The organism is Streptomyces sp. NPDC037126 (genome assembly GCF_055605965.1).
Window position 1 is genome coordinate 57,988 of the sequence record NZ_JBVJTD010000021.1, and the last position, 24,918, is coordinate 82,905.

A 24,918-nucleotide genomic window follows, 5' to 3' on the forward strand; every position below is an offset into this window, starting at 1 on the left:
GCCGATGGCGCCCGGCCCGCGACGGGGACGGCGCCGGCGGCCGTCACGGCTGGACAGGGGTTCTCGGCCGGACGCGGAGTCGGGCCCGCGCCGGGCCGTTCGCCGCTCTTCCGGTGCATGTGGCCCGGAGCGGCGGGGTGTTCACCGCGCTTCCGGCACGGGTGGCCCGGAGAGCGCGACGACCCGCCCGACGACGTCGTCCAGGGGCTCCCCGGCGTCGACGGTCAGCCATCCGAACCGCTCGGCCCACCCGTCGAGCACCGCCAGTATGCGGCTCTGATGGCTCAGGAAGGTGTCCCGCGCGCACCGGGGGTCCATCCCGCACTCGTACGGGATGACGTCGCCCGCCTTGCGCTCCCAGGCCTGCTCGGGTTCGAGCCGCAGATAGATGACCCGTTCGCAGCCGGGGAGCCCTAAGACGACGCTTTCGACCCAGGTGCTGTCCAGACCGTAGGCGATCTCGCCCGCGGCGTGCTTCATCCAGTACCCGTCGAGCAGGGTGACCGGATCCGGTCCCGCGGTTGCGGAAGCACGCCCCAGCAGGGCCTGCGCCATGGTCCACATCAGGAAGAGGAACCGGGCCGTGTTCGGCATCTCGGCGGCGCAGCGCCGGGCGTCGCGCACATCGGATCCCAGGAACCGGGTCGCGGGGTAGGCGGGGTTGCCGACGATGTCCCATCGGTCGACCCGTTCGGCGCGTGTTCCGGCGGCGGTGAGACGGTCCGCGACGAGCCGGGACACGGTCGACTTGCCCGCCCCGTCGGAGCCCACGAGTGACACGATCACGCGGCACCGCCGCCGCTTCGCTCCCCTTCCGGGAGCAGGAGGGAAGGGGCGGGCCCGGCGGCGGGTGGGCCCGCGCAGGGCAGGTCCGGTGCCCGGCCCGCGGGCGCGGCGCGGCGGAGTAAGACGTGAGGGGGCATGTGTCAGACAATCGTTCTCAGGGGCGTACCGCCCTGGCCGGAGCGCGGCAGGCCCTCGGCAGCCCGGGCGGCGGCTGTGTCCGCGGGCTGGTCGGCGGACGGAAGCGCTCCCAGGTCGCCGTCGAAACTACGGCATTCCCGCACCCCCGACAGTCGTGAACATCCCTCAAAAGACTTGCGAAGCAATGGTGTTGGGCGGCGTGGATCACCTGGTCCACGCGTGGCCGAAACCCGTTCCCGCAGGTCGGCGCCGTGTACGGCCGGCGAGGGCCCCGCGCGCCGGGCTGCGACGGCACACAGACCCCGATCGACCTGATTGATCGTCAGTCATGAGCATTGGCACCGGGGTTGGGCCCGGTGGGCGGACAGCCCCGCGCCGCCGGCCGCGGACACGGTCAGTTCAGCTTTGCCAGCTGGGCGCCGACCAGCCCCTCGTTCAGGTCAGCCCTGGCCTTTCCGGCGAGGGAGATGGAGATCGTGTCCACCGTGAGCAGTTCCTGGCCCTTTCGCACGGCTACGACGGTGATGGCCTCGGCCCCGCCCTCCAGCCGCACGTTCCAGGCCGCCGCGTCGCTGCCCCACTTGGTGGGCATGCGCGTGACGGAGGTGACCCGGTACGTCCGCGGGCCGCCGCCGAGCCCCGTCGACCCGTCGGACGTCGCCAGGGCGCCGGACCCCCTGACGCTGAATCCTCCGGCGCACGCCCTCGCCGACCGGGCCAGGGAGTCCAGTTCCCCACGTGCGCCGTCCTGCGCGTAGGAGCTGAGCGAGACGATGGTCGGGCGCAGCTTGCCCAAGTCGCCCATCGCTTCCTTGAGCCCCTCGTCGAGGTCCTTCACCTGCTTCTTCTTCGCGGGCGCTCCCGCCATGCCGACCGCCATGGCCGCCGCGGCGGCGCCGGGGACGGGCACTGCCGTCATCGCGCGCGCCAGGGGCAGACACGCGGACGGGCTGGCGGTCACCAGCTTGCCGGCGTTCCCTTTCAGGGCCTCCCTGAACTTCGCGGCGGCCACCGGCTTGATCGTGAATCCCTTCACGTCGCCCGGCTTCACGAGTATGGCCGACAGCTCGGCGGCGGTGGCCGGCTCCTCGTAAGTGTGCTGCGGCGTGGGCAGACTCGACGGATCCGAAAGTGCCGGACGGACCCCGCCCTTGTCACCGCCTCCGCAAGCGGAGACAAGGAGAGCGAGTGCCGTCGCGGATACCGCGATAGCCGCCGGGTGAGCGCGCCTGTTCACGTGATGCCTTTCCGTCGTCATGATCCTGCGGCAGCCACCCGATTCGGTGGCGTGCGTCGCGACGGCACCGTAGTGGCTCGCACCGACAGCCGGACCCCGGCGAAAACCGCACCGAACGAAACGCGGACGCCCTTTTATATGTGTCTGCCCATTTTCCCTTCGGTGCCGCGCGGAACGACACACCATCGGCTGCCCTTTCCCGGACCGAAATGCTCACGCGGGATGAGTACTTTCCTCGGGGGCGCCGTCATCCCTCCCCGGCGCTTCCTTCTTCGACGAGTGCGAGGTACTCCGCGGCCAGCCGGTGGCAGTCGCCGGGCCAGCGGGCGGAGACGTAGTTGCCGTCCCGCACGGTGAATCCGCGTCGTGGGCGTGCGGCGGTGTCCCGGATCGGCAGCACGGGCCCCGTCGAGAAGTGGCGCGGGTCCGCGAGCGCGGCGGTCACCTCCTGCTGGACGGTGGTCGGGTAGGTCCGGTAGTAGCTGCCGAGTCTGCGGCGGGTGAGGTTCCAGGCCGTCAGTTCCAGCATCGAGGTCAGCGCCGTGGTCCGGCGCCCGTACAGCACGGAGCGCCCCGTCGCCGGGTCCTTCGCGCGGGCAGCCAGGAGAACACCGTGGCAGACGGCGCCCACCGGGAGGCGCCGGGCGAACGCCTCCGCGACCAGGCCCTGGGCCGTCTCGTCCTCCAGCATGGTGCGCATGCCGGGCGCGTGCCCCCCGGGTACGAAGAGACCCGTCATGGCCAGTCTGTCGACCTGTTCGTAGGAGGCCGGCGACCGGAACCAGGGGTCTTCCGTGAGCCGCCGGTAGGCGGACAGCTCCGCGCCACGGGTCATCAGCCACGGGGACAGCCAGGAGAAACCGGTCTCGGTGAGCCGCCGGTCGGCCAGGGCGATAAGCCCTTCCGCGGTCGCGAACCGCACCTGGTGCCCCGCCGAGGTGAGCGCCTCCCAGGGTATCGCCGCTTCGGTGGGGTCGTAGTCACGCGCGGGCAGCAGGAAAAGGATCACTGGAATCTCCTCGACGACGGTGTCCTCACGCAGGGCGCGCGGCGTCACTGTGCGCAGGCGGCCCGGACACGGAGTGTACGGAGGGACTATCGCCGAGTTCGCCTGCGAGAGGCAGGGGGCCTCCAGCCGGTCCGGGTCCCCGAGAGGCCACGTGGCCGCGCGTCCGGCCGCCCCTGCACCAACGGGCGTCGGGTTGGTCCGAGCGGGTTCCCGCGCACGCCCATACGTCTGGGCGTGAAGGCCTACGGTGAGGAAGCACGCTCATGGACCGGCTCACTGAAGGACATCAGTGCCCTTTGCGGCATTCGGCATTCCCTTTCGGCCCGGCTCCGAATCACGGAGCTGTCTGAAGTGCGCAAGGATTGCCGGTTGCCGGGAAGTACGGTCTGAACCCGTTCTGCCCGGCGTCGAAGGAAAAGAGAGACCGGTCATGTCTGGTTTCGACGAGTGGTTGGCCCAGTTCGCCGACGATGAGGGTGCGCTTGGGGATTTGGCGCGCTTCAGCGTGTTGGATTCGCACGCCCCTCTCCTGGAAGTCAAAGATCGATTTCGCTACATCTGGTGGCTGGGGCAGCATCCTGACACCGTGATCGGTCCGGGAGGCCGAATACATCACCCCCATCTCGATACGTTCCACGCGGCCTGGATGCGGTACCAGGCCGAGGTGGTGCACGGTCGCGCTCCGACCCGTCCGGCCGAGTCCGGCACGCCGGCCGAAGAGGCGTACGAGGTGCTGGCGGCCGTGATGGAGAGCGGCTCCCAGGACGAACTCGTCGCACTGCTCGGGCAGGTGGAGCTGGACGTGGACCAGCGCAAACGGCTCCTCGCCCGGGCGACGGCCGTGCGCAGTGCCCTGAAGGACGAGCTGCCCGCTCCGGGCAAGCGCTGCGGCGCCCGGTACGCGAGAGTGACGGCGGCCGGGCTGGTCTGCCTTCGTGACGCCGACGCGGCGGTGGAGTGGCTGAGCGACGCGGTGTTCGCCGTCGACGGGCCGGCCGGGCCCGAGGAGCTGGCGGAGCTGCTGGCCGACGCGGTGGCGGCCTGCTGGACGCCGGAGCAGGTCGGGGAGTTCCTGGCCGCCGCCGCCCGGGCCGGCAGGGGTGCGGTGCTCTATCCGCTCGTGCTGACGCTGTCCCGCAGGACCGGGACCGCCGTCGCGCCCACGTCCCAACTGGCCGAAGGCTGCGTGTCGTTCTACGTGGGGGCCGGACACACGGCACGTGCTCCGCACGGGCTGGCGGTCGTGGCCGATCCGCGCGAGGACCCACTGCTGCCGCGGGTGCTGCCGCTGATGAACCTCGCGGCGTACGGCGTCTACGCGTTCCTGGGCGACTCGGAGGTCGGCGAGCACTTCCTGCGCATGACGACGGGCGCGGGCCTCCTCGACCGCGGCTTCCTGCTGCGCGAGCTGACCGGCTGCCTTCAGCGGGCGCCCGAGGAGGGCCACTGGGTCAAGGCGAGTTGCCACACCGCGATGTTCGAGCTTCTCGATCCCACGGAGCAGGAGTTCGCGGCCTGTCACGACAGCTATGCCAGGCTCGTGAGTCTGGTGCCGTCCACACACATGAGTGCCGAGCGGGCACGGCGTGCGGTGGCCGCGGTGCTGGACGGGGGGCGGCTCAGCGCCGATGTCGTCGACGGATGGGTGGACGCGGTGCTGCAGACCGACACCCGGTTCGTCGACTGCTCCGCCAACTGTGTGGCGGCGATATCCGAGATCGCCGGATCGGACCTGCTCAGCGACGCCCGTGTCGCGGACCTCGTCGGCTTCGTCACGAGTCCCCGGAAGGTGCGGCCGCTGAGCACGCTGCGGGCGCTGCTCGCCCACGCCGAACACGGCCGTCTCACCGCGGAACAGATCACCGCCTGCGCGCGCGAAGCGCTCACCTGGCCCGAGGCACCCGTCGCCCTGGCGCTGCTCGATCTCCTGCGCCGGGTCCTCGAACACGAACCGGAGCGGGCCGGAGCGGTGCTGCCCCTACTCGCCGACGCCTTCTGGCACCCCGCGCCCCAGGTACAGGAAACGGCACTCACCCTCGCCGAGGACCACCGGGCACACCTCACCGACGGCACCCGAGCCGAACTCGCCGCCGCGGCCCGGCACCTGGATTCCGACCTTGGAGAACGCGCCCGTGCCGCCTTCGGGACCGCACCCGACAGCCCCCACAGGCCGCCCGGCGAAGGCGGCCGCACCCACCACACCGCCGCACCCGACAGCAGCCTCGTCGAACCGGTGCTCCAAGCCCTCCCCACCGAACTCAGAGAGCGGTACCGCTCGCTGCTGCGCCCCGGAGTCTCCCTGGAGACAGGAGACCGGGACGGGGCCGGCCCCGTCGTGGGCCGGATCGGCGGCCTGCCGGAACTGCCCAGGGACACACCGTGGCCGGTATGGGAGGGCCACGGCCCGTGACCGAGCTGGACCTGCCACTGCCCCAGGACGGCACCCTCCTCTTCTTCAGGTACGCCGAGTGGGACTACGCGTTCACGCCGGACAATGATCTCGTGTACGCCGGATACCTCCGGCAGCGCGAGGATCACGGGGAGGAGCCGGGAGCCGGAGCGACGGTGCTGTACGTGCCGGCCGCGGCGGCCACCCGTCCCCGGCCGGCACCCGAGGGACTGATGGTCTTCGACCAGGAGTCGTTGCGCATGTTCCCGACCGCCCTCACCGTTCCTGATCAGGATCATGTCTGCCTGCAGGACGCGGGCATCGACACCGGCTCCGAGGCGCCGAAGACGTTCGGTGACGCCCTGCAGAACCACTCGGAGCACTGGTACGAGCGCTACAAGGGGCACTGGCCGAGTGTCGGCGGATACGCGAGATCCGTACAGGGAGGGGTGGAGTGGGAGATCTGCCGTGCGTTCCTCGGCCCGGATGCCACCGAGGAGGAACGCCGGGCGGAGCGCCGCCGTTGGGTGCAGCTGGCCTCCTTCGACGAATTCGAGCAGGACGTGGACGGCGTCATGTACTGGATGATCCGCCGGGAGGACCTCGCCGCGGGGCGCTTCGAGGCGGTCGTGACCGTCTTCCAGAGGTAGCCCCGAGGGGGCGCCGAAGCCGCCGTCTCCCCCGCCGTCTCCGTCACCCGGACCTGAACGCTCCGCGATCGTAGGGGCGGCGATGCGCTACGCCGCGTAGAGCCCCGCCGCCCGTGCCCGCAGCTTCATGAGTGCCACCAGAGCGTCGAGCTGCGGGGGCGAAACGCCGTGCAGCCTGCCCATCTCCAGCGGCACGGTGAACATCGAGTCGAGTTCGAGCGGTTTGCGGCGGACGAGGTCCTGCACGATGCTCGGCCGGTGCGGCGAGCCGCCGCGGAAGTTCCTCCGCACGTCCAGCGACACGTCGTAGCCCTGCGCCCTGGCGATGGCGGCCGACTCCTTCGCCAGCACGTCGAGCTTCTCGAACAGCTCGGGGCGCTCGACGACCTCCCCCACCGAGCACTCCCCCAGGAAGCACAGGGGGTTGTACGCCATGTTGCCGAGGAGCTTCTCCAGACAGCCGCCCGTATGGTGGGCGTGACGGTGCAGGTGGCCCCGCCGGCGACCAGGGCGCCGGCGAGCCGGTCTCGACCCGCAACCTTCGCCGCGCCGACGCCGCCTGAGGGCACGTCACGGTCACCGAGCACCCGGTGGCATCGTCCCGGCCACCGGTGCGGACCTCTGCGGCGTCGGCCGGGGCGGACCGGCCGGGCACGAGCGCGGTCCCTCCACGGTCTCTCCGCGCCCGGCGTGGCGACGTCCGGGACGGGCATGCCGGCCGCACCCGTGGACACCGGCGGACGGATCCACGGTGCGGCGGCACCGTCCCCGGCGTCGCGTGCCGCGGTGCCCGTCGGCGGCGACCTAGGCTGGGACCGTGAGCGATACGCGGCTGAGCAGCCGGCGCGGGGTGGACGCCTACCTGGCCGAGGGACTGGGTCGCGCCCTCATTCCCGGCAGCCGGGGGCCGTCGGTCTTCGTCGTCACGGGTGAGGCGGGCGCGGGCAAGAGCCGCGCGCTGCGGGAGGCACTGTCGGCGACACCGGCCGTGTCCCGGCGCACCGCGGTCTCCGAGATCCCGCACCGGGCCCCGTACGCGCTGGCCGCCGCCCTGCTCGGCGTAGAGCTGGGCCGTCCGGTGCCCGCGGACACCGAGGACCGCCTCCTGGCCCGCCTCGACGACCTGTGCGCGCACGCTCCGCTGGTCCTGGCCGTCGACGACCTCCAGGACGCCGACGCCGCCTCGCTCGTCGTGCTGAACCAGATGGCGTCCGCCGCCCGGGACCTGCCCCTCGCCCTCCTCGTGGCACGTACTCCCGCCCCGGAACGGGAACATCTCACGCGGCTGCTGCGCGGCCCCGCCGCCCGCGAGGTCGTCCTGCCGCCGCTCGACGACATGGACCTGGACGTGCTGGTCCGCGAACACACGCAGCGGTGGCCCACCCGCCGGCTGCGCTCCGCGCTCGCGCCGCACCGGGACAACGCCCTGCGCGTGCTCACCCTCCTCGACCGCCTGGAACGGGCCGGCGCGCTCACCTCCGCCGGCGACGCCCTCGACCTGCTGCCCGGCGAGGCGGCGCAGGAGGCCGCTCGGGGCGGGCTCGGCGACGCGGCCGGCGACGCCGTGGCGGCGTTGCGGGGGCCCGCCCGCGAGGTCGCGCGGATCCTGGCCGTCCTCGGGCGGCCCGCCCCCGTGGAGGAGATCGCCGCGATCGGGGCGATGCGGGAGGTCTCCGTCGTCGAGCCCGTGCAGATCCTGCTCGACCGCGGCGTCGCGGCCTTCGACCCTCGAAGCCGGCTCGTCTTCACCCATGACGGATACCGCGAGGCGGTCGAACGCGGCACGCCGGAACCGCTGTTGCGCCTGCTGCACGCCGCCGCCGCACGACACGAGGAACCGACGGACCGCGTCCGGCACATGATCGCCTCGGGAGCCTCGCCGGAGGAGGTGCTCTCGGCCGTCCGGGACGCCGAGGAGGACCTCGCGCACGCCCCGGCCGTCGAGGCGGACCTCCTCGCCGGCTCCTCGGTGACGGCCGGCCCGTCCGCCGCCTCGGTGGCACTGGCGATCAGACGCGCCCGGGCACTGGCGCGGTCCGGCCAGCTGACCCGGGCGGCGACCGTCGCGCGGACGGGGCTCATCCACGCCACCGAGCCCGCGCAGATCGTCGAGCTGCGCCGGGCGCTGATCTTCGCGCTGACCCTGCGAGGAGACGCCGTGGAGGCCCTCGCCCTGGTGGACGCGGCCCTCGCCGCACCGGTCGGGGACCACGTACACGATGTGCTCGAACAGCATCGCCGCCAGCTGACGCAGCTCGGCGGCCTGGAGCCGCTGTCCCTGCGGCCGCCCGTCGCCGATCCGCTGACGCTGACCCTGACCGGACTGGTGACCGAGGCCGTACGGCTGTCCCTCACCGGCTCCCCCCATCTGGCGGTGGAGCTGTCCTGGGAGGCGTCGCGCCGGCACATGTCCCGGGGCGTGGACCCGCACGAGGGGGCGTCCAGCGACGTCTGGCCGCCGCTCGTGGAGCTGTACGCCAACGGCCCCCGGGCGGCCGAGGAAGCCCTGCGCGACGTACAGCGGCTGAGCGACGAACGCGCGGCCCACTGGCAGAGCGCCCCCCACCAGATGATGCGTGCCTCGATCGACCTGCACGCGGGGAGGCTCGACGACGCGGCGGCCGCCTTCGACATCGGACTGGAACTCGCCGACGCCTCGGAGTTCGGCTGGACGTCGCAGGCCGTGGCCGCACGGGCGATGATCGACGTCCTGCGCGGCGAGCCGGACGCGGCCGAAGCCAGACTGAGCGAATGGAAGGGCACGCCCCGGCCCCTGCAGTTCGGCATCCCGGCACCCGACCGGGTCGAGGTGGCCCTGCTGGAGGTCCGGCGGCGCCACTCCGAAGCGGCCGGCGCGGCCCGTACCGTGTGGCAGGCCGCCGCGAGCCGGCACCTGTACACATGGCTCGCCCTGACGGCACCGGAGCTGAGCCGCGTGGCGCTGCGCGGACGCGACGACACCCTGCGGGCGATGATCGCCCGCGATCTGGCACGCCTGCCACGCCCCCTTCCCTCCGCGCTCGCACCGTCGGTGAAGCTGGCTCAGGCTCTCACCGATGCCGACGCGCACGCGGACGACACGGTGGCCCGCGCCCTCGCGGCCGCCGAGGAGGCGAACCGGCTCGGGATGGTGCCGGTGGAACTGTGCTGCTGGGAGGAGGCGGCCGTGGCGGCCGCCGCGGCGGGTGCCAGGGACCGGGCGCGGGAGTACGCCCGGCACGCTCTGCTGTGCGCGGAGCAGGCCGGTGCGGTGGGCGCGGCGCAGCGCGTCTCCCAGCGCCTGCGCAGCATCGACATCCGGCTGAACACGGCACCGCGCCGCCGCCGGGCGGTCACCGGCTGGGAGGCGCTGACGCCGACCGAGTCACAGGTCGCCGAGCTGGTGGCCGCCGGTCTGTCCGGCCCCGACATCGCCCGCAACATGAACATCTCGCCCCGCACGGTGCAGAGCCACGTCTCCCGCGCCCTGGCCAAGCTCGGCCTGAACAGCCGTATCGAACTGGCCGCCGCGGCCCGCGCGCGGGAGGTCTGACCCGCGCCCCCGGCGGCGGTCTCGTCCGGCCGGCCGGACCTCAGGACCGGGGACGCGCGGCGGACGCCCGCTCCGCGATCGCCTGTGTCTGCTTGACGGCCAGGAGGACGAGGAGGAGGGGGAATATCCAGTTGAGCAGAAGAGTGTTCGTGCCGATGGCACCGGCGAGGGTGTGGCAGAGCGCCATGCCGAGGATCGCGGCGGACCAGAGCAGGGAGATGCGCCGGTTCAGGGCCCGGAAGGCGGGGCTCTTCCAGTACTGACGGGGGACCGAGGCCCTGGCGTACTGCTCCGTGAAGGGCACGGTGAAGGCGGAGGCGAACATGATGGCGGCGAGGACGAAGGCGGAGCCGGCGCGCCCGTAGTCCACCAGCAGCTGCCGGGTGTGGTCCGAGCCGAGCAGACCCGTCACGGCCAGCGCGCCGAACGTCACGACACCGGCCGTGTCGATGAAGTTGAGGCCGCCGCCGAGGATGGCTCCGCGAACGGTCAGGCCCAGACAGAAGAGGCAGGAGGCGAGGGCGGCGAGGCCGACGGTCCCCGTGCCCAGTTGCTGGGTGATGAACGAGAACAGGATCCAAGGGACCAGGCCCAGCAGGAGTTTGGTTGGTTTCATCGCCGTCTCTCCGAGGTGGTTTGCTGTCGCCCACCATGCTGTGACGGCCGAACGCCCGGGACATCCGTCGAATGACAGAGGATTTCCGTGCCGGTGGCCCCGCGCGGGCCGGGAGCGGACCGTGCCGGTGACCCGGTGCGGCGGCGTCGCACGCTCGACTGCCGGCGCCGGGCGGTCACCTGCCGGCGGGCGGTCGGGGCGTGCCTTCGGCGGTCCCGGCAGCCGCACCGACACCTCCAGTCCGCCGGGCCGGAGCGGTACCGCGGTCAGCGTGCCGTCGTGGGCGCGGACGATGGCGTGCACGATGGCGAGCCCGAGTCCGTAGCCCGCAGGTCGGTCCGCGGAGCATCGCGCGCGTGTGTCGAGACGGTGGAAGGGCTCGAAGGCGCGGTCCACCGCGTCCTGGTCCAGTACCGGACCGGAGTTGCGCACCGTGAGCTCGACCCAGCCGTCTGCCGACCGGGCCACGATGGCGGACAGAGTGCCGCCGCGGTGGTTGTGCTTGACGGCGTTGTCGACGAGGTTGGCGACGAGTTGCCGCAGCAGCGTCGCGTCGCCCGTCACCCGGGCCTCGCCCGTCGGACCGGTGATCCCGACACCGGCCTCACGTGCCGCCGTGCGGGTCTGGGCGCACAGTTCCCTCGTCACCCCGGCGAGGTCGACCGGTTCCCGGGTGATCGCTCCGTGATCGGCCCGGGCCAGGGCCAGCAGGGCGGCGGTGATGTCGGTGGAACGCTCATTGAGGATGAGCAGTTGGGCACCTGCCTGGCGCAGGTCGTCCGGTTCGGGCGAGGCGAGTGCCACCTGGAGGATGGTCCGCATGGTCGCCAGCGGGGTGCGCAGTTCGTGCGAGGCGTTCGCCGCGAACCGCCGCTGCGCCTGGAACGCGCGGTCGAGGCGCACCAGCATCGCGTCGAAGGTGTCGGCCAGCTCCTTGATCTCGTCCTTCGGTCCGGCGAGGTCGATGCGCTCGTGCAGGGTGGAGTCGGCGATGCCCCGCGCGGTGGCGGTGATCTGCTGGAGCGGCGCCAGCATCCGCCCCGCCACGAACCAGCCCACGACCAGCGAGATCAGCAGCAGGACAGCGCCGACCGCGGCGCTGAACAGCAGCAGCGCCTTGAGGAAGTCGGCCTTCGAGGAGACGTCGAACGACACCAGGCCGGGTCGTGTGCGGCACGTCGGTCTGCTCTGGTCGCCCGCGCCTCCCGAACCGCCTTCGGGGGCGGCGGAGACGGCATCACCGCGGGGGGTGGCGGAGCCCGCGTCCGCGCCGGGGCCGGCGGTGTGCGCGGACTGCTCCGGGACGGCGGGGCGGCCGGACGTCTCCGGGGTGGGGCGGCGGGACGTCTCCGGGGTGGGGCGGCCGGACGTTCCCGGCGCCGCGCCCTGGCTGGGGGAAGCCGCGCAGGACATGGTCGGGTGATCCAGCTGCGCCGAATAGCTGGGGCCGTACATCATGACCACGTACAGCAGCCCGGCCATGGTCACGGTGCAGGCCGCGACCAGCGCTCCGTAGGTGAGCGCGAGCCGGGCGCGGATGGTCAGCTGTCCGCGGGGGGCGCCGGAACTCACGCCGGGCCGCCGAGGTAGTAGCCGGCCCCGGTCATGGTCTGGAGCAGGGCCGGCTCGCCCAGCTTGCGGCGCAGGGTGGAGATGGTCACCCGGACGGCCTGGGTGAAGGGGTCGGCATGCTGGTCCCAGGCCTTCTCCAGCAGGGTCTCGGCACTGACGACACCGCCCTGCGCGCTCATCAGGATGTGGAGCACGGCGAACTCCTTCCTGGTAAGGCGCAGATACCGGCCGTCTCGATAGGCCTCGCGCCTGAAGGGGTCCAGCCGGATGCCGGACCACTCCAGCACCGGCGGGGGTGGCGCACCCGATCTGCGGTGCAAGGCGTGCAGCCGGGCCACGAGTTCGGGGAAGTCGAACGGCTTGACGAGATAGTCGTCCGCACCCAGGCGCAGCCCGCCGACCCGGTCGTCGAGGGTGGCCGCCGCCGTGAGCATGAGGACCCGGGTCGTGCTGTACCGCTCGGTGATGCGGCGGCACACCTCGTCCCCGTGCACCCGGGGCAGGTCACGGTCCAGTACCACCACGTCGTAGTCGTGGCACGTGAGCCGCTCCAGCGCGGCCGCCCCGTCGGCGACGTGGTCGACGGCCATGGCCTCCCGGCGCAGTCCGGTGGCCAGGGCCTGCGCCATGAACGGCTCGTCCTCGACGATCAGCACACGCACGTGACTTCTCCTTCCTGTGCTGTTTCCGGATGCGCCACGCGTGCCGGACGGCGGCGGGGGGGCCGACGACGCATGCCGTCCCTCGCGGACGGGCGGGAAGTCGACGGCGGCTCCCCCTCGGCAGGGCGAGGAGGCCGGGGAACGGCACCGGGGAGCCGGCCGCACAGGTCCCCGCAGTGACCGCCACAGGCGCGGAGCGGGCCGGCGATCGTGGCGAAGGGGTACGGCGGCGGGCCTGCACCGGGTGCGAGCATAACCCGCCTCGACGGCCTGACCGAGTGCCGTGCGACACGCTCCCCACGGCCGCTCCACGACATGGAGTCCTGGGGATTTCCCCGGTTGACGGCGTCGGTGCCGCGTGCCCCCGCTGGGCGCTCCCCCGCGATCCGCTCCGTGCCAAAAGCTCGGCTCCTGATCGGGCGCACGGTACGCGGACGCCTCCCGGTGGCCGGGCCACGGGCGGGAGGCCGTGACCGGCCGCCGGGAGCTTCGGGGGACGCCTCACCCGGTAGCCGGTCACGGCAGAGATCCCATCAGAGGACGGGTTGGGTGGGGCTTTGGAGTTTTCCTTACACGGACACAAGGTCCGGACCGGGTCGGCGCGGCCCGCGGCGCCCGGCCTTGGGGCGGGTGCACCCGCCCCGCGGGGTGCGTCCGGGTCAGTGTGCGGCGGTCAGCATGATCTGCGCGGAGCCGTCGGGCATGCCCGCGATGCCCACCTGGTCGCCGGCCCGGCCGATCGAGCGGAACGGCGCGAAGCCCGAGCTGTCGCGCACCGTGTGGTAGACGTAGCCGTCCAGTCCGACGGCGAGCAACTGGCTGGTGCCGTCGGGCATGCCGGTGAGGGCGACGGCCGAGGCGCCCATCGGCCCGGCCGAGACGCCGTTCGGCGCGGACCAGTCGTCCCATGACCCGTCGGCGCGGTGGGTGATGGTCCAGACGGCGGAGTCCTTGCCGATCGCGGCGATCCGGCTGTCGCCGTCGGGCATGGCGGCGATCGCCAGGGCGTGCCCCTGGAAGTCCGGCGCGCCACTCGTGCCCTTGACGAGGGTCCACGGCTTCCAGGAGCCGTCGGCGGCCCGCGTGCCCAGGCGCATCCTGCCGTCACCGCCGAAGAGCAGCACCTGGGTCGAGCCGTCGGGCATGCCCGCCAGCGCCACCCTGCCCGCCCTGACCCGGCTGCCGCCGTCGGTCACGGAGGTCCAGCCCTGCCACGAGCCGTCGGCGTACCGGATGTTGTGGTACACGTAGCCGTCCTTGCCCACCTCGATGAGCTGCGCGTCGCCGTTGGGCATGCCCGTGATGGCGACGTCGGTGGTCGCGAGCCCGGCCTGGACCACGTTCCAGCCCTGCCACGAGCCGTCGGCGTACCGGATGTTGTGCCAGACGTTGCCGCCCGCGCCGATGCCCGCCACCTGGGCGCTGCCGTCGGGCATCGCCGCGACGGAGACGCGCGGGCCCAGGAAGCGGAACGATCCCGGGGCTCCCTCCAGCGCGCTGGGCGCGGTCCATGAGCCGTCGCTTTGGCGACTGGTGCTGTAGAACGTCTGGGGCGTGAGGGGGACGTTCGGCAGGTTCTTGGAGATGATCTCCCGCTGCAGCTCACCGGCCCCGACGCCGTCGGAGTTCTGGTTGACGTCGTCGGTCATGGCGATGTTCATGTTGTCGGTGACGTTGGCGGTGTTCCAGTCACCGCGCAGCTTGTCCAGCAGCTGCTTGTTCAGCTTGTGTTCCAGGCTGAGCAGGATGTTGTCCGCGACACTGGCCGGAAGCAGCCCCAGCTCCTTCAGCACCCAGGCCGCCGCCGCGCTCGGGATGGAGTCCGTCGGGTCCACGATGCCCTGGAGGACGAAGAACTTGCCGGCGGCGGCACCCGGGGGCTTGGCGAACACCTCGCCGGCCCGCTTGATCACCGCGTCGCGGTTGTCCTGGGCCTGGTGGATGTGGAACTGCGCCAGGATGATGTCCCAGATCTTGTGGGAGACCTCGACATAGCTCCCGCGGTAGGACTGCGCGGAGGGCCCCCACACCCACGGGAGGGATGTGCTGTTGGTGTCGTCGATCAGGACGATGTGCTTGCCCGCGGCCATGAACTGGTCGTAGGTGGAGGTCGGGCTCAGCGAACCGTCGGCGATCTCGGGGTTGGCCAGGAACCTGCTGCCGTCGAGGACGGCGCCCAGCCCGAGGATGGCGGCGGCGGTGTCCGCCTTGGCCGTGGCCGGGGGTGCGGCGGTCTGGACCCGGACGATCACGATCTCTTTCGTGTGCTGGTGGACCCAGGCGCCCAGCTCGTCGGCCTCGCCCCTGGCGGTGAGGTGGTTCTGGCTGTCGTACGAGTCGAAGAACTGCCGGCCCATGGGGCCGCCGTGGTACAGGTACCACTTGCCCTTCTCCTCGCACAGGCGCAGGTCGAGATAGCGGGATCCGGCGTCGAGCTGCTGGACGAGGGAACCGCTCTGGCCCCTCGACATGCTCGCGGCGATGGACCGGTTCTTCTTGGCCGTGGAGGCGGTGTCACCCCAGTCGCAGATGCCGCTGTCCTTGGTGATGCCCGCGGTGCCCGCGTCGTGACTGCCGGGCATGACGATCCGGTTCAGCGGGCGGTCGCCGATGGTCCCCTTCATCTGCTCCATCCAGGAGCCGAGGTCGAAGGACTCCTCGGCCGCCGTGGCCTTCCCGGCCGGCGCGACATGTCCCGTGTCCGGCCCGGGGGCGGCGCTCGCGGCGGGTGTTCCCACGGCTGACATGACGGCGACCACCACGGTCGCGATTCCTGAGCGCCACCCGAAGCGTGCAGCTCTGCTGCGCGTTGTCTCGCTCACCCGGTTCTCCTGACGTGATGCGGTGGCCCTGGTCACCAAGAGGGGCGGAGCGCGTCATGTTCCGGAAGGCCTCCGCATGCGGCGACCGAGTGTGCAGTCGGCCGTGAACACCCGTCAACAGAAGGCCAGTTGGGACACACATCACGTTTGGAACCGGATCGGGGACGCCATGTGTGCCGGTTGTCGGGAGTACGCCGCCGAACACGGGTGGCACCGATTCCTGCGTCATTCGACGGATGCCCGCCCGTGCGGGGCCGAACAGCATGGTGCTGCCCTTTCGGTCCCCCTAGGCGAGTAAGCGTGAGTATCTGCCAACTGCTGGTCGGACTGGCCCCCTGGGCCCTGTTCCTGACGATCAACGAGCATCTCGACGCGAGTGCCGTCGGCTGTGCCGCGTTGGCCGCGTTCCTCTGCGCGCTGACTCTGGCCGTCGGCGGTGCCCTCGGCGGCGGCGTGAAGCTCGTCGACGTCACCGGTGCGGTGACGTTCGGTGGGCTGACGGCGGCCGGTCTGAGCGGCGGTACGGAGGTCCGGCGGCTGCTCGCCGAGTACGGCAACTGCGGCGCGGCCCTCGCCCTGGCGACCGTCATGTTCGTCTCCGTGTTCACCGTGCCGTTCACCGAGCAGTACGCCCGGGCCGGAGTCCACCACCGCTACTGGGACAGCCCCACCTTCCGGGCGGCAAACCGCGACATGTCCCTGCTGTGGATGGCGGTCGTCGTCACGGCGACCGTGTGCCACCTGCTCGTCGCGCTGCTCGGCACGGGGCGCCTGCTGCTCGGCTGGGGCCTGCCCATCGCGCTGGTACTGGGCGGACTCAAGGGCACCCACGTGATCGTCGACAAGGCCGGCATAGGCCGGCGGATGGGAGTGCGGCCGTGAACACGGTCACTCGTCGGAAGGGCCGGCGCAGGCCGGCGGAGGGGAACGCGACCGTGAACACCGTCGCCGAGCCGGACCTCGCCACGGATCGGCCGTCTCGTGGGGCCTGGGCCGTCCTGATCGCCATGACCGGCGGCCTCGCCATGATCATGCTCGATCAGACCGTGGTCACGGTGGCTCTGCCGACCATGGCCCGCACCTTGCCGCTGTCGGCCGCCGGGCAGCAATGGGTCGTCAACGCCTATGTCCTGGCGATGGCGGCGACCGTCGCCATGGGCGGCAGGCTGGGCACCAAGTTCGGACCGGTCACGACGTTCCGGGCCGGCATCTGGATCTTCTTCCTGGCCTCGGCCCTGTGCGGCCTCGCCCCGTCGGGCTCGGCGGGGCAGGGCTGGCTGATCGCCGCCCGCGTCGCGCAGGGCTGCGGTGCCGCGCTGATGATGCCGGTGAGCGCGAGCATCGTGATGGCGGCCTTTCCCCCTGCCGTACGCGGCCGCGCGATGGGCGTGTACGCCGGCGTGAGCCAGCTCTTCCTCGCCCTCGGGCCCCTGCTGGGCGGCTCTCTCACCGAGTGGGTCTCCTGGCGTGCGGTGTTCTGGATCAACGTCCCGGTGGGAGTGGCCACGCTGCTGCTGATACGACGGGCCCGGCCCGCCAACCCCAGGCAGCCCGCCCTGTCCGTGTCCGTCCCGCACGCCCTCCTGCTCATGTCCGCCGTCGGCACCACGGTCTACGCGCTCCAGCAGTCGTCCTCCTGGTCGTGGGGGTCGGCCCGCACGCTGTCCGTGCTGGCCGCGGGCCTGGCGCTGTCCGCCGTGTTCGTCGTCACCCAACTGCGTTCCACGGACCCCCTGGTGAAGCTCGGTCTGCTGCGCCACCACGGCTTCAACGGCAATGTGGTCGTCCTCCTCGCCACGCAGTTCAGCATGCTCGGCCTGGTCATGTACTCGTCGCTGTACTCGCAGAACCTCCTGGGGTACGGGCCGGTGCGCGCGGGCTGCGCCTCGCTGTCCTTCATCGTCCCGCTCATGGTCGCGGCTCAGGTGGCCGGACGCTGGTACGACCGCTCCGGTCCGCGCCCCCCGCTGCTGACCGGTCTGCTGCTGGCGACCGCAGGCACCGTGATGTGGGCCCTGACACTGCCAGGCATCGACTACTGGGCCAACGTCCCCGGTTCGGCCGTGCTCGGCTTCGGACTCGGGCTGGTCATCTCGCCGGTGAACACCGACGCCCTCAGCCGCGTCCCCGCGGCGGACCGCCCGCAGGCCTCGGGCATCGTCCAGACGGTCCGGCAGTTCGGCGGGACGCTCGGTGTCGCCGTCATCGGCACGGTGGTCCTCTCCGGCATCCACCCCGTGCCTCCCGCCGACCGGCTTCACAACGCGGCCGAGGCCATGCAGGGCGGGTACTTCACGGCCGCCGTGGTGTTCGGCGCCGGCCTGCTGGCGGCCGTGTTCCTGCTCGCCAGACAGAAGGTGGCCACGGCCGACTGACAGCCCGCGCATCCCACGTTCCGCCGTGCCGCTCCACGGGCGGCACGGCCCGGCCTGCGCGCCGGAGGAACCGCCAGGGCCCGGCACGGCTTCGGGCGGCACCCGGGCGAGGGCACGCCAAAGGGCAGGCGCCCCGCGCACTCATCGCTGCCCGGAAGGCCGGCTCACCGGGTGCTGGGCGCGGGCAGAATCGGACGAGGCCCCGCCGTCCGGCCCGCCCCGACACACCCTACGGAGTCAAGCCGTGCCGACCCCCCAGTCCTGGTTCCCGCCCGGCCCCGTACCCCCCGGGACGCCACCGACCGAGTTGTCGTCCTGTCTCAGGCACGGCAGTGTGTGGTTCCGCTACCTACGGGCCTATCTCGCGGGCCACCCGCACACCGCGGCTCTGGCCGGACACCTGGACTGGCTCGCGGAGCACCTCGGCGAATACGAGGCAGCCGGGTCGAGCCTGGCGCATCCGCTGCGCGGCGCCGGCCGCGACAACCGGGCCGTTCGGGACCAGTACCACCAGGTCATGCGGCAAGTCGAACCCCATCTGCGCGAGTTCGTCCGGGAGTACCGCCGGCTGGCCGGCGTTCCGGCCGGCGGCAGGGCACCGGTCGGCTTCCGGGCGGCGCGCACGGCCGACGGCGTACCGCCCACGCAGGTCGCCCGGACGATCCACGACACCGCCCAGCAGCTGACCTTCTGGGCCGCGGAGCTGACCGACACCCGCATCCGCTTCAGCCAGGTGTTCGCCCATGGAGGCCCCGGTCCGGCGCCGGAACGCCACGCCGCGTTCCTCGCCGCCTGCACCGACTGCCGCTCCGCCGTCGTCGCCTGGCGGTCCCGTGACGACGAGCAGACCCGGCACCAGGTGGACGAGGCCTTCGCCGCCATGTGCCGGGCCGATGAGGACTTCGCCCGGCACGCCGCGAAGTGGCTGGCCCAGGCCCACAAGGAACTGCGCTCACGCGCGCGGGAGCTGGAGCGCAAGAGCCTGGACCTGCTCCACGCCGATCTGCAGCGCATCCGGGTCGCAGGCGAAGCCGTCAGCACGGCGCTGAGCGCGGCGTCCGCGGTACTCGTGCTGACGCCGGCCGCCGCCCTCGCGGCGGTGACCTCGGGGCTCTCGGCACTCCTGACGGCCGTCGACATGATCGCGGTCGAGACCACTGTGCGCCGCGCCGTCCACACCGACCGGCAGATCCTCGACCGCACCGGCGCGCACACCGCGCCCGAGCGGACCGACGAGGGCTTCACCGAACAGCGCTACCGCGTCGCGAACAACGAGCACGGGGGCCGCACCGACGCCGACAGCGAGACGCTGGCCACGCCGAACACGGCTCTCGGGGTGGTGGCGGCCGGAGCCGCCAAGGCCGACCTGTTCGCCCACGGCATGCTGCACCCGGGAGCATTCCACACGGCCCTGGAATCGGCCGGGACCGCGGGCGCGGCCCTCAGCCACGTCACCGGTCCGTTCGGAGCGGTGCTCAGCGCGGCGAACACGGCCATGCACGCCCGGGACCTGGCACATCCACCGCGTATCGTCCCCGACACGAACGGCGACGAGCAGAAGCACACCGCCGGGCGGGTCCTGGCGCAGAAGGCGGCGCTGCGCGACGGCGGCCGGGTCGCCGGCCCCCTGCCGTCAGCTGCCGAACAGGTCTGGCGCAACGCCCTGAGCACCGGTCAGGCGCACGCCTGGCTGCCCGTCGCCCCGGACGTGTGGCTGCAGAACCCCCTCCATCTGCCTTTCGAGAGCGTGGAGTTCCTCGGGGAGGCCAACGGCCGCTTCACCTACGCGGGCACTCTCGGCTACAGCGTCCACGACACGCTGCACGAGTTGGCGACCGCATGGACCCTCACGCCCGAAGGGGTCCTGCGCGTGGAGGAGGCGACCTGGAGGGCACTGGCCGCCGCGGGCGGCCCACACCACGAGGGGGCGGACCCGCTCACCGCCCACGAGAAGGCCTACACGGACTTCGCGGCCACGGCCCAGGACGACGACTTCCTCCGCACCGGTCACCAGGCCGGCTGGCTCGGGGACCGCGGGCTCGACGAGCACTTCGCCTGGCCGACCGACACGGCCCGGCAGGCGATCGGGGAACGGCTGCACCGCATCCACCTCGCCAACGACACCCCGGACGCCCCCTGCTTCCTCCACTTCGTCCAGCACGCCGACCTCATGACCCTGCACCTCAGCGGCCGGACCCATCACTGGCTCACCGACGACGGGCGCCCGGACGACACCTACCCGCACTGGACACCCGAGGCACACACCGCGCTGCGGGAACGCCTCGAACTCGGCTACTGACCGCGGCGGCGGCCCGGCACCGGCCGGGCCGCCCCGCTCAGTCGTTCGGACCGGCCGACGCGAGGGCCGCCACGTCCGCCGAGCCGAGTGCCCTGTCGTAGACCCGTACGTCGTCGATGCCGCCGTGCCAGAGGTCGGAAGGCGCGCCGTCCCACAGCCCCCGGCCCACGCTGAAGCGGCCCGTGGCCGACCACAGGTGCGCGTGCCTGCCGGTGCCCTGGAGCATTCCGTTCACGTAGAGCCGGAGGTCGCCGGTGCTCGCGTCGAACACCGCGGTCAGGTGCTGCCACTGGTTCAGCGCCGGCGGGGAGTCGGACAGCACCTGGGACTCGAAGTCGTCGGTCGAGTCGGAGTGCCCCATGGCCAGACGCCAGCGGTCGGCGTCGGAAGAGTACTGGAGGAAGAAGCCGCTGACCTGGTCGCCGTCCTGCGCCGCCACCGTCTGGAAGCCGAACTTCGACGTCAGGCGCACCCACGCGGACACGGTGAAGCTCCGCGTCGTGTCGACCACGGCTCCGCCGGTCTGCAGATATCCGCTTCCGTCGCACATGAGGGAACCGTCGCGGTCCGGGCCGAGGTTCGCGCCGCCGATGAAGGAAGCCGGATGTGAGCCCATGTCGTGCGGCCGGTCCGCGGCGAAGTCCCAGCGCAGCGCGGCACCCTCGACGGCGAGGGAGGCCGGCGGCGGGGGCGGGGACTTCACCGAGGGCCCGCTCGGCGCGTGGGGCCCGTTCTTCCCCGCCTTCTCGCTGGCGCCCGCCTTCGCCTCCGTCTCCGTGTACTTCTGGCCGGTCCGCGCCTTGCGGTACGGCGCCTGCGGGGACGGGGCAGGGGACGTGTCGGCGTCGTGCGTCAGCAGACTGACGTCGTCCTGGGCCGTGGCCCGGGTGTGCGTGTGCTCTCCCGTCGCCTCGAACTGGGGTGTCGCCACGCAGGCGATGACGGCGGTGACGGCGGTGCAGACCCCGAGCGGGATGAGGACGACCCGCTGGTTGCGCACGCTGCGCAGATAACGGGAGACGGACGCGATCCTACGGCGGCGGCCCCTGGGGGCGCCCGGTGCCGGGGGCGGCCCGGCGGCGGTCGGGGGGACCCAGTAGGGGCCGGTTCTCCCCTCGAAGTAGTGGCGACCGCCCCAGGGCAGCAGCGCCTCGGCCAGTGCCGCACCCCGGTCGGGGCCGTTCAGCCGGGTCAGGTCGTCGAGCGCCTGGGTGCAGTCGGCACACCACGCCAGATGCTCGTCGAGCCCGCTGCTGGTACGAGCGGCCACGGCACGCCGAGGGTCGGTCTCCGAGGCCGAGATGAGGATGCGGGTGAAGGGCCGGCACGCGGGCTCCGCGTACTCGTCGCGGACCTCCATGAGAGCGCTGCGGAACCGGTCCTCCACGGTGGGCACCCAGGTCCGGACGACGGTGACGTCCGCGCCCAGGTGCTGGGCGACCGTCTCGGGGCCCTCGCGCTCGACGACGAGGTGCCACAGGGCGACCTGGAAGCGTACGGGCATCCGGTGGAAGGCCGTCACCACCGCGGGCCGCGGGTCCTCCGGACCGGGGAGCGCCGCCGGGTACGACAGCCATGCCACCAGTGCGCCGTCGAGCCTGTGCCGCCGCTCGTCCTGGAGCCACTCGGCGGCCGTCCGCAGCATGCTGTCGAGCACGTGCGGACGCCAGGCGGTGTCCGAGCCGCTGACCGGCAGTGCGAGCAGTGCGGACTCGATCGCCGCGGTGGCGAGGAACACCGCGAACTGCGATGTGGCCGTGCACTGCTCCGCGTAGGCGAAGATGGCGTTCAGGTGGCGCCGGGTGAGTTCCTCCGCGGCGGCTTCGGCTCCACCGCCGGACCCCGCCGCCAGCCGGGCCAGGGAGAGGTCGTCGGTTCCCCGCTCGTCTCCGGTCGGGTCGGGCTGCCTCACCGTATGCTCCTCGGTGGACCGCGTACGCTCCACAGACCGAGGCATGGGGGTCTCCTCACCGGATGTCTCTGAAGGATTGCCGTGCCGCCTCCGGGCAGCCGGTCTGACGATCATTCTCGCACCGGGCCCGGCCCCCTCCCCTGTCCCGATCGTGCAGGAGCCGCGCCCCTGCGGGAGGATTCGTCCGCGCTGAACGGCCCGGGCACCCCTGCCGCCACGGGCCGTCCGCCCGGCCGGTCCGGCTGGGCCCGCTCGTCCGCCGACAGCGGGGAGCCGTCCGCATCGTCGTGACCACGGCCGACGCCACCAGCGAAAAGGCCGTCTCCTCGCGCTTCCGGCGGCGCGGTTGCGCCGCCGTACGGGGCACTTCGCCGGCCACCCGATCCGGCCGGGCCGCCGCCTCGCCGCTCACGTGGTCCCGCACGGCGGACTCCCGGCCCGACCGTGCACGGGCGGGCAATGGACATGCCCCTAGAGGCAGACGGCCCCCGCCGGGACGCGGCCGGGACCACTCCTCACAGCAGCACGACGGAGCGCAGCACGTCGCCGCGTTGCATCCGGACGAAGGCCTCCTCCACGTCCTCCAGCGCGATGGTCTCGGTGACGAAGGCGTCCAGCTCCAGCCGGCCCTGCAGATGGAGGTCGACCAGCATGGGGAAGTCGCGCGAGGGCAGGCAGTCCCCGTACCACGAGGACTTCAGCGCGCCGCCCCGGCCGAACACGTCGAGCAGCGGCAGGTCGAGGCGCTTCTCCGGCATGGGGACGCCCACCAGCACGACGGTGCCCGCGAGGTCGCGCGCGTAGAAGGCCTGTTCGTAGGTCTCCGGCCGGCCGACGGCGTCGATGACGACGTCGGCCCCGTGTCCGCCCGTCAGTTCGCGGATCGCCCAGACCGGGTCGGTCGTGCCCGGGTTGACGGTGTGGGTGGCGCCGAGGCCGCGGGCGGTGCGCAGCTTGCGGTCGTCGAGGTCGACCGCGATGATGCGCGACGCACCGGCCAGGGCCGCCCCGGCGACCGCCGCCGTACCGACGCCGCCGCAGCCGATCACGGCGACCGAGTCGCCCCGGCCGACGCCGCCGGTGTTGACCGCGGCGCCGATGCCGGCCATCACCCCGCAACCGAGCAGCCCGGCCACGGCCGGAGAGACGGACGGGTCGACCTTCGTGCACTGTCCGGCGGCCACCAGGGTCTTCTCGGCGAAGGCTCCGATGCCGAGGGCCGCGGACAGTTCGGTGCCGTCGTCGAGGGTCATCCGCTGCCCGGCGTTGTGGGTGTCGAAGCAGTACCAGGGCCGGCCCCGCTTGCATGCCCGGCAACGGCCGCACACCGCACGCCAGTTGAGCACGACGAAGTCGCCCGGTGCGACGTCCTCGACGCCCTCCCCCACCGACTCCACGACGCCGGCCGCCTCATGTCCGAGCAGGAAGGGGAAGTCGTCGCCGATGCCACCCTCCCGGTAGTGCAGGTCGGTGTGGCAGACCCCGCAGGCCTGGACGCGCACCACCGCCTCGCCCGGCCCGGGGTCGGGAATCACGATCGTGCGCAGCTCCACGGGTTCGCCCTCGGCGAGCGCCACCACGCCTCGTACCTCTTGTGCCATGTCCTCGGTCTCTCCGGTCTGGTCCGTCGGTCGCGCGCCGCCCGCCGGTGACGGCGCGCCGGGGGATGCTGTGTCCGGCCGCGGGCCCGGCGCACCGGGCTCGCGGCCCGTGTCATCAGGGCAGGTGACGGGAGATGAGCAGGCGCATGATGTCCGACGTGCCTTCCTCGATCTCCTCGAGCTTGGCGTCGCGCATCCACTGCTCCACCGGGTACTCGCGCGAGTAGCCCCAGCCGCCGAGCGTCTGCACGGCCGCCCAGGTGCAGAACATGGCGGTCTCGGAGGCGGTGAGTTTCGCCATCGCGGCCAGACCGGCCACGTCCCGCGAGCCGGCGTCCACCGCGCGGGCCGCGCGCAGCACCAGCAGCCGGGCCGACTCGATCCGGGTGGCCATGTCGGCCAGGCGGAAGGCGACGGCCTGGTGCTCGATGATGGGCCGGTCGAACTGGATGCGGACGCACGCGTAGTCGCGCGCGTACTCGTAGGCGGCGCGGGCCGAGCCGACGGCGGCCGCGCCGAGGACGATGCGGGAGATGTCGAAGGTGCGCATCAGGCCGTGGAAGCCCTGCCCCTCCTCGCCGAGCCGGGCGTCCTCGGGGACGAACACGTCGGAGAGGAACACCTCCCGGCACACGATGGCCCGCTGCCCCATCTTGCGCATCGGCTCGCCGACGCTCAGTCCGTCGCTCTCGGCGTCCACCAGGAAGGCGGTGACCCCCCTGGAGCGCAGGTCCGGGTCGGTCTTGGCGAAGACGACGTAGGAGCGGGCCGCACCGGCGTTGGAGATCCAGGCCTTCTGCCCGTTGAGCACATATCCGCCCTCGACCCGCCGGGCCGTGGTCCTGATCGACGCCGCGTCGGAACCCGCCGAGGGCTCGGTGGTGGCCAGCGCCGTCATCGGCGCGTCAGCTCCGGCCAGCGGGCCGAGCCAGCGCTTCTGCTGGGCGGGGGTACCGAGTTCCAGCACCGGATCGGCGAAGAAGCCGTTCGAGCAGAGCAGGTTGCCGATGCCTGGATCGCCGAAGCACAGCTCCTCCTGTACGAGGCACTGCGTGAAGACGTCCGTGAAGCCACCGCCGCCGAGTTCCTCGGGCAGCATGAAGTCGGTGATGCCCACCTGCGCGGCCTTGCGCCAGATGTCGACGGGGGTGACGACGTCGGCCTCGTCGACGGCACGGGCCCGGGGCCTGATCTCCCTGCGGGCGAAGTCGCGGCAGAGTTCGACGATCGCCCGCTGTTCGTCGGTGAGCGGCCAGGGGTCGATGAGCGCGGTCAAGGTCTTCCTCCTGTCGTTCGGGTTCCGCCGCCGGGGGCGGGG

At 72.5% G+C, this 24,918-nt stretch carries 17 protein-coding genes; 6 read left to right on the forward strand and 11 right to left on the reverse strand.

Features of this window, described 5'->3' with window-relative positions:
- Positions 1-141: 141 nt before the first annotated feature.
- The 4 genes from ACZ7FF_RS34695 to ACZ7FF_RS34710 form a co-directional block, all read right to left on the reverse strand.
- Positions 142-786 carry a thymidylate kinase gene (locus ACZ7FF_RS34695; RefSeq protein ID WP_470817421.1) on the reverse strand — a complete coding sequence of 215 codons (645 nt, stop codon included), beginning with the start codon at positions 784-786 and terminating at the stop codon, positions 142-144.
- 532 nt (positions 787-1,318) lie between these two features.
- Positions 1,319-1,960: a hypothetical protein gene (locus ACZ7FF_RS34700; protein WP_470817423.1), complete on the reverse strand. Its 642-nt coding sequence runs from the start codon at positions 1,958-1,960 to the stop codon at positions 1,319-1,321.
- Between the two features lie 448 nt (positions 1,961-2,408).
- Positions 2,409-3,170, reverse strand: coding sequence for a type 1 glutamine amidotransferase domain-containing protein (locus ACZ7FF_RS34705; protein ID WP_470817425.1), 762 nt, complete (start codon positions 3,168-3,170; stop codon positions 2,409-2,411).
- A 334-nt stretch (positions 3,171-3,504) separates the two neighbouring features.
- A complete protein-coding gene (locus ACZ7FF_RS34710) occupies positions 3,505-3,807 on the reverse strand; it encodes a hypothetical protein (protein ID WP_470817427.1) in 303 nt (100 codons plus the stop codon).
- Positions 3,808-3,816: 9 nt separating this feature from the next.
- Between ACZ7FF_RS34710 and ACZ7FF_RS34715 the strand changes: the two genes are divergently transcribed.
- Together ACZ7FF_RS34715 and ACZ7FF_RS34720 are read left to right on the forward strand one after the other, a co-directional pair.
- The gene (locus ACZ7FF_RS34715) at positions 3,817-5,580 is read left to right on the forward strand and encodes a hypothetical protein (RefSeq protein ID WP_470817429.1); all 1,764 of its coding nucleotides are present in this window, start codon (positions 3,817-3,819) and stop codon (positions 5,578-5,580) included.
- On the forward strand, positions 5,577-6,209 hold the full coding sequence (locus ACZ7FF_RS34720; protein ID WP_470817431.1) for a DUF1963 domain-containing protein: 633 nt from the start codon (positions 5,577-5,579) through the stop codon (positions 6,207-6,209). Before ACZ7FF_RS34715 ends, ACZ7FF_RS34720 begins: the two co-directional genes overlap by 4 nt.
- A gap of 87 nt (positions 6,210-6,296) precedes the next feature.
- On the opposite strand, the gene ACZ7FF_RS34725 is transcribed toward ACZ7FF_RS34720, so the two are convergent.
- Positions 6,297-6,698 carry a ketopantoate reductase family protein gene (locus tag ACZ7FF_RS34725; protein ID WP_470817551.1) on the reverse strand — a complete coding sequence of 134 codons (402 nt, stop codon included), beginning with the start codon at positions 6,696-6,698 and terminating at the stop codon, positions 6,297-6,299.
- A 328-nt stretch (positions 6,699-7,026) separates the two neighbouring features.
- Here ACZ7FF_RS34725 and ACZ7FF_RS34730 point away from each other — a divergent pair, with 328 nt between their 5' ends.
- Entirely contained in the window at positions 7,027-9,741 is a 2,715-nt protein-coding gene (locus ACZ7FF_RS34730; protein ID WP_470817433.1) for a helix-turn-helix transcriptional regulator, read from the forward strand.
- A 40-nt stretch (positions 9,742-9,781) separates the two neighbouring features.
- On the opposite strand, the gene ACZ7FF_RS34735 is transcribed toward ACZ7FF_RS34730, so the two are convergent.
- From ACZ7FF_RS34735 to ACZ7FF_RS34745, 3 genes are all read right to left on the reverse strand, one after another.
- Positions 9,782-11,929 (reverse strand): ATP-binding protein, encoded by a 2,148-nt coding sequence (locus tag ACZ7FF_RS34735; protein ID WP_470817434.1) that lies wholly within the window; start codon positions 11,927-11,929, stop codon positions 9,782-9,784.
- The gene (locus ACZ7FF_RS34740; protein ID WP_470817436.1) at positions 11,926-12,591 is read right to left on the reverse strand and encodes a response regulator transcription factor; all 666 of its coding nucleotides are present in this window, start codon (positions 12,589-12,591) and stop codon (positions 11,926-11,928) included. The genes ACZ7FF_RS34735 and ACZ7FF_RS34740 overlap by 4 nt, the downstream gene beginning before the upstream one ends.
- Before the next feature lie 659 nt (positions 12,592-13,250).
- Positions 13,251-15,338 (reverse strand): DUF8189 domain-containing protein, encoded by a 2,088-nt coding sequence (locus tag ACZ7FF_RS34745; RefSeq protein ID WP_470817437.1) that lies wholly within the window; start codon positions 15,336-15,338, stop codon positions 13,251-13,253.
- Between the two features lie 375 nt (positions 15,339-15,713).
- Here ACZ7FF_RS34745 and ACZ7FF_RS34750 point away from each other — a divergent pair, with 375 nt between their 5' ends.
- The 3 genes from ACZ7FF_RS34750 (at position 15,714) to ACZ7FF_RS34760 (ending at position 20,087) form a co-directional block, all read left to right on the forward strand.
- Entirely contained in the window at positions 15,714-16,295 is a 582-nt protein-coding gene (locus ACZ7FF_RS34750) for a hypothetical protein (protein WP_470817439.1), read from the forward strand.
- A 53-nt stretch (positions 16,296-16,348) separates the two neighbouring features.
- On the forward strand, positions 16,349-17,788 hold the full coding sequence (locus ACZ7FF_RS34755; protein ID WP_470817441.1) for an MFS transporter: 1,440 nt from the start codon (positions 16,349-16,351) through the stop codon (positions 17,786-17,788).
- 244 nt (positions 17,789-18,032) lie between these two features.
- Positions 18,033-20,087, forward strand: coding sequence for a hypothetical protein (locus ACZ7FF_RS34760; protein WP_470817443.1), 2,055 nt, complete (start codon positions 18,033-18,035; stop codon positions 20,085-20,087).
- A gap of 37 nt (positions 20,088-20,124) precedes the next feature.
- On the opposite strand, the gene ACZ7FF_RS34765 is transcribed toward ACZ7FF_RS34760, so the two are convergent.
- The 3 genes from ACZ7FF_RS34765 to ACZ7FF_RS34775 form a co-directional block, all read right to left on the reverse strand.
- Positions 20,125-21,999, reverse strand: a complete 1,875-nt coding sequence (locus tag ACZ7FF_RS34765; protein ID WP_470817445.1) for a LamG domain-containing protein — start codon at positions 21,997-21,999, stop codon at positions 20,125-20,127.
- A 515-nt stretch (positions 22,000-22,514) separates the two neighbouring features.
- Positions 22,515-23,600, reverse strand: coding sequence for an S-(hydroxymethyl)mycothiol dehydrogenase (locus tag ACZ7FF_RS34770; protein WP_470817447.1), 1,086 nt, complete (start codon positions 23,598-23,600; stop codon positions 22,515-22,517).
- A gap of 115 nt (positions 23,601-23,715) precedes the next feature.
- On the reverse strand, positions 23,716-24,876 hold the full coding sequence (locus tag ACZ7FF_RS34775) for an acyl-CoA dehydrogenase family protein (protein WP_470817449.1): 1,161 nt from the start codon (positions 24,874-24,876) through the stop codon (positions 23,716-23,718).
- Between the last annotated feature and the right edge of the window lie 42 nt (positions 24,877-24,918).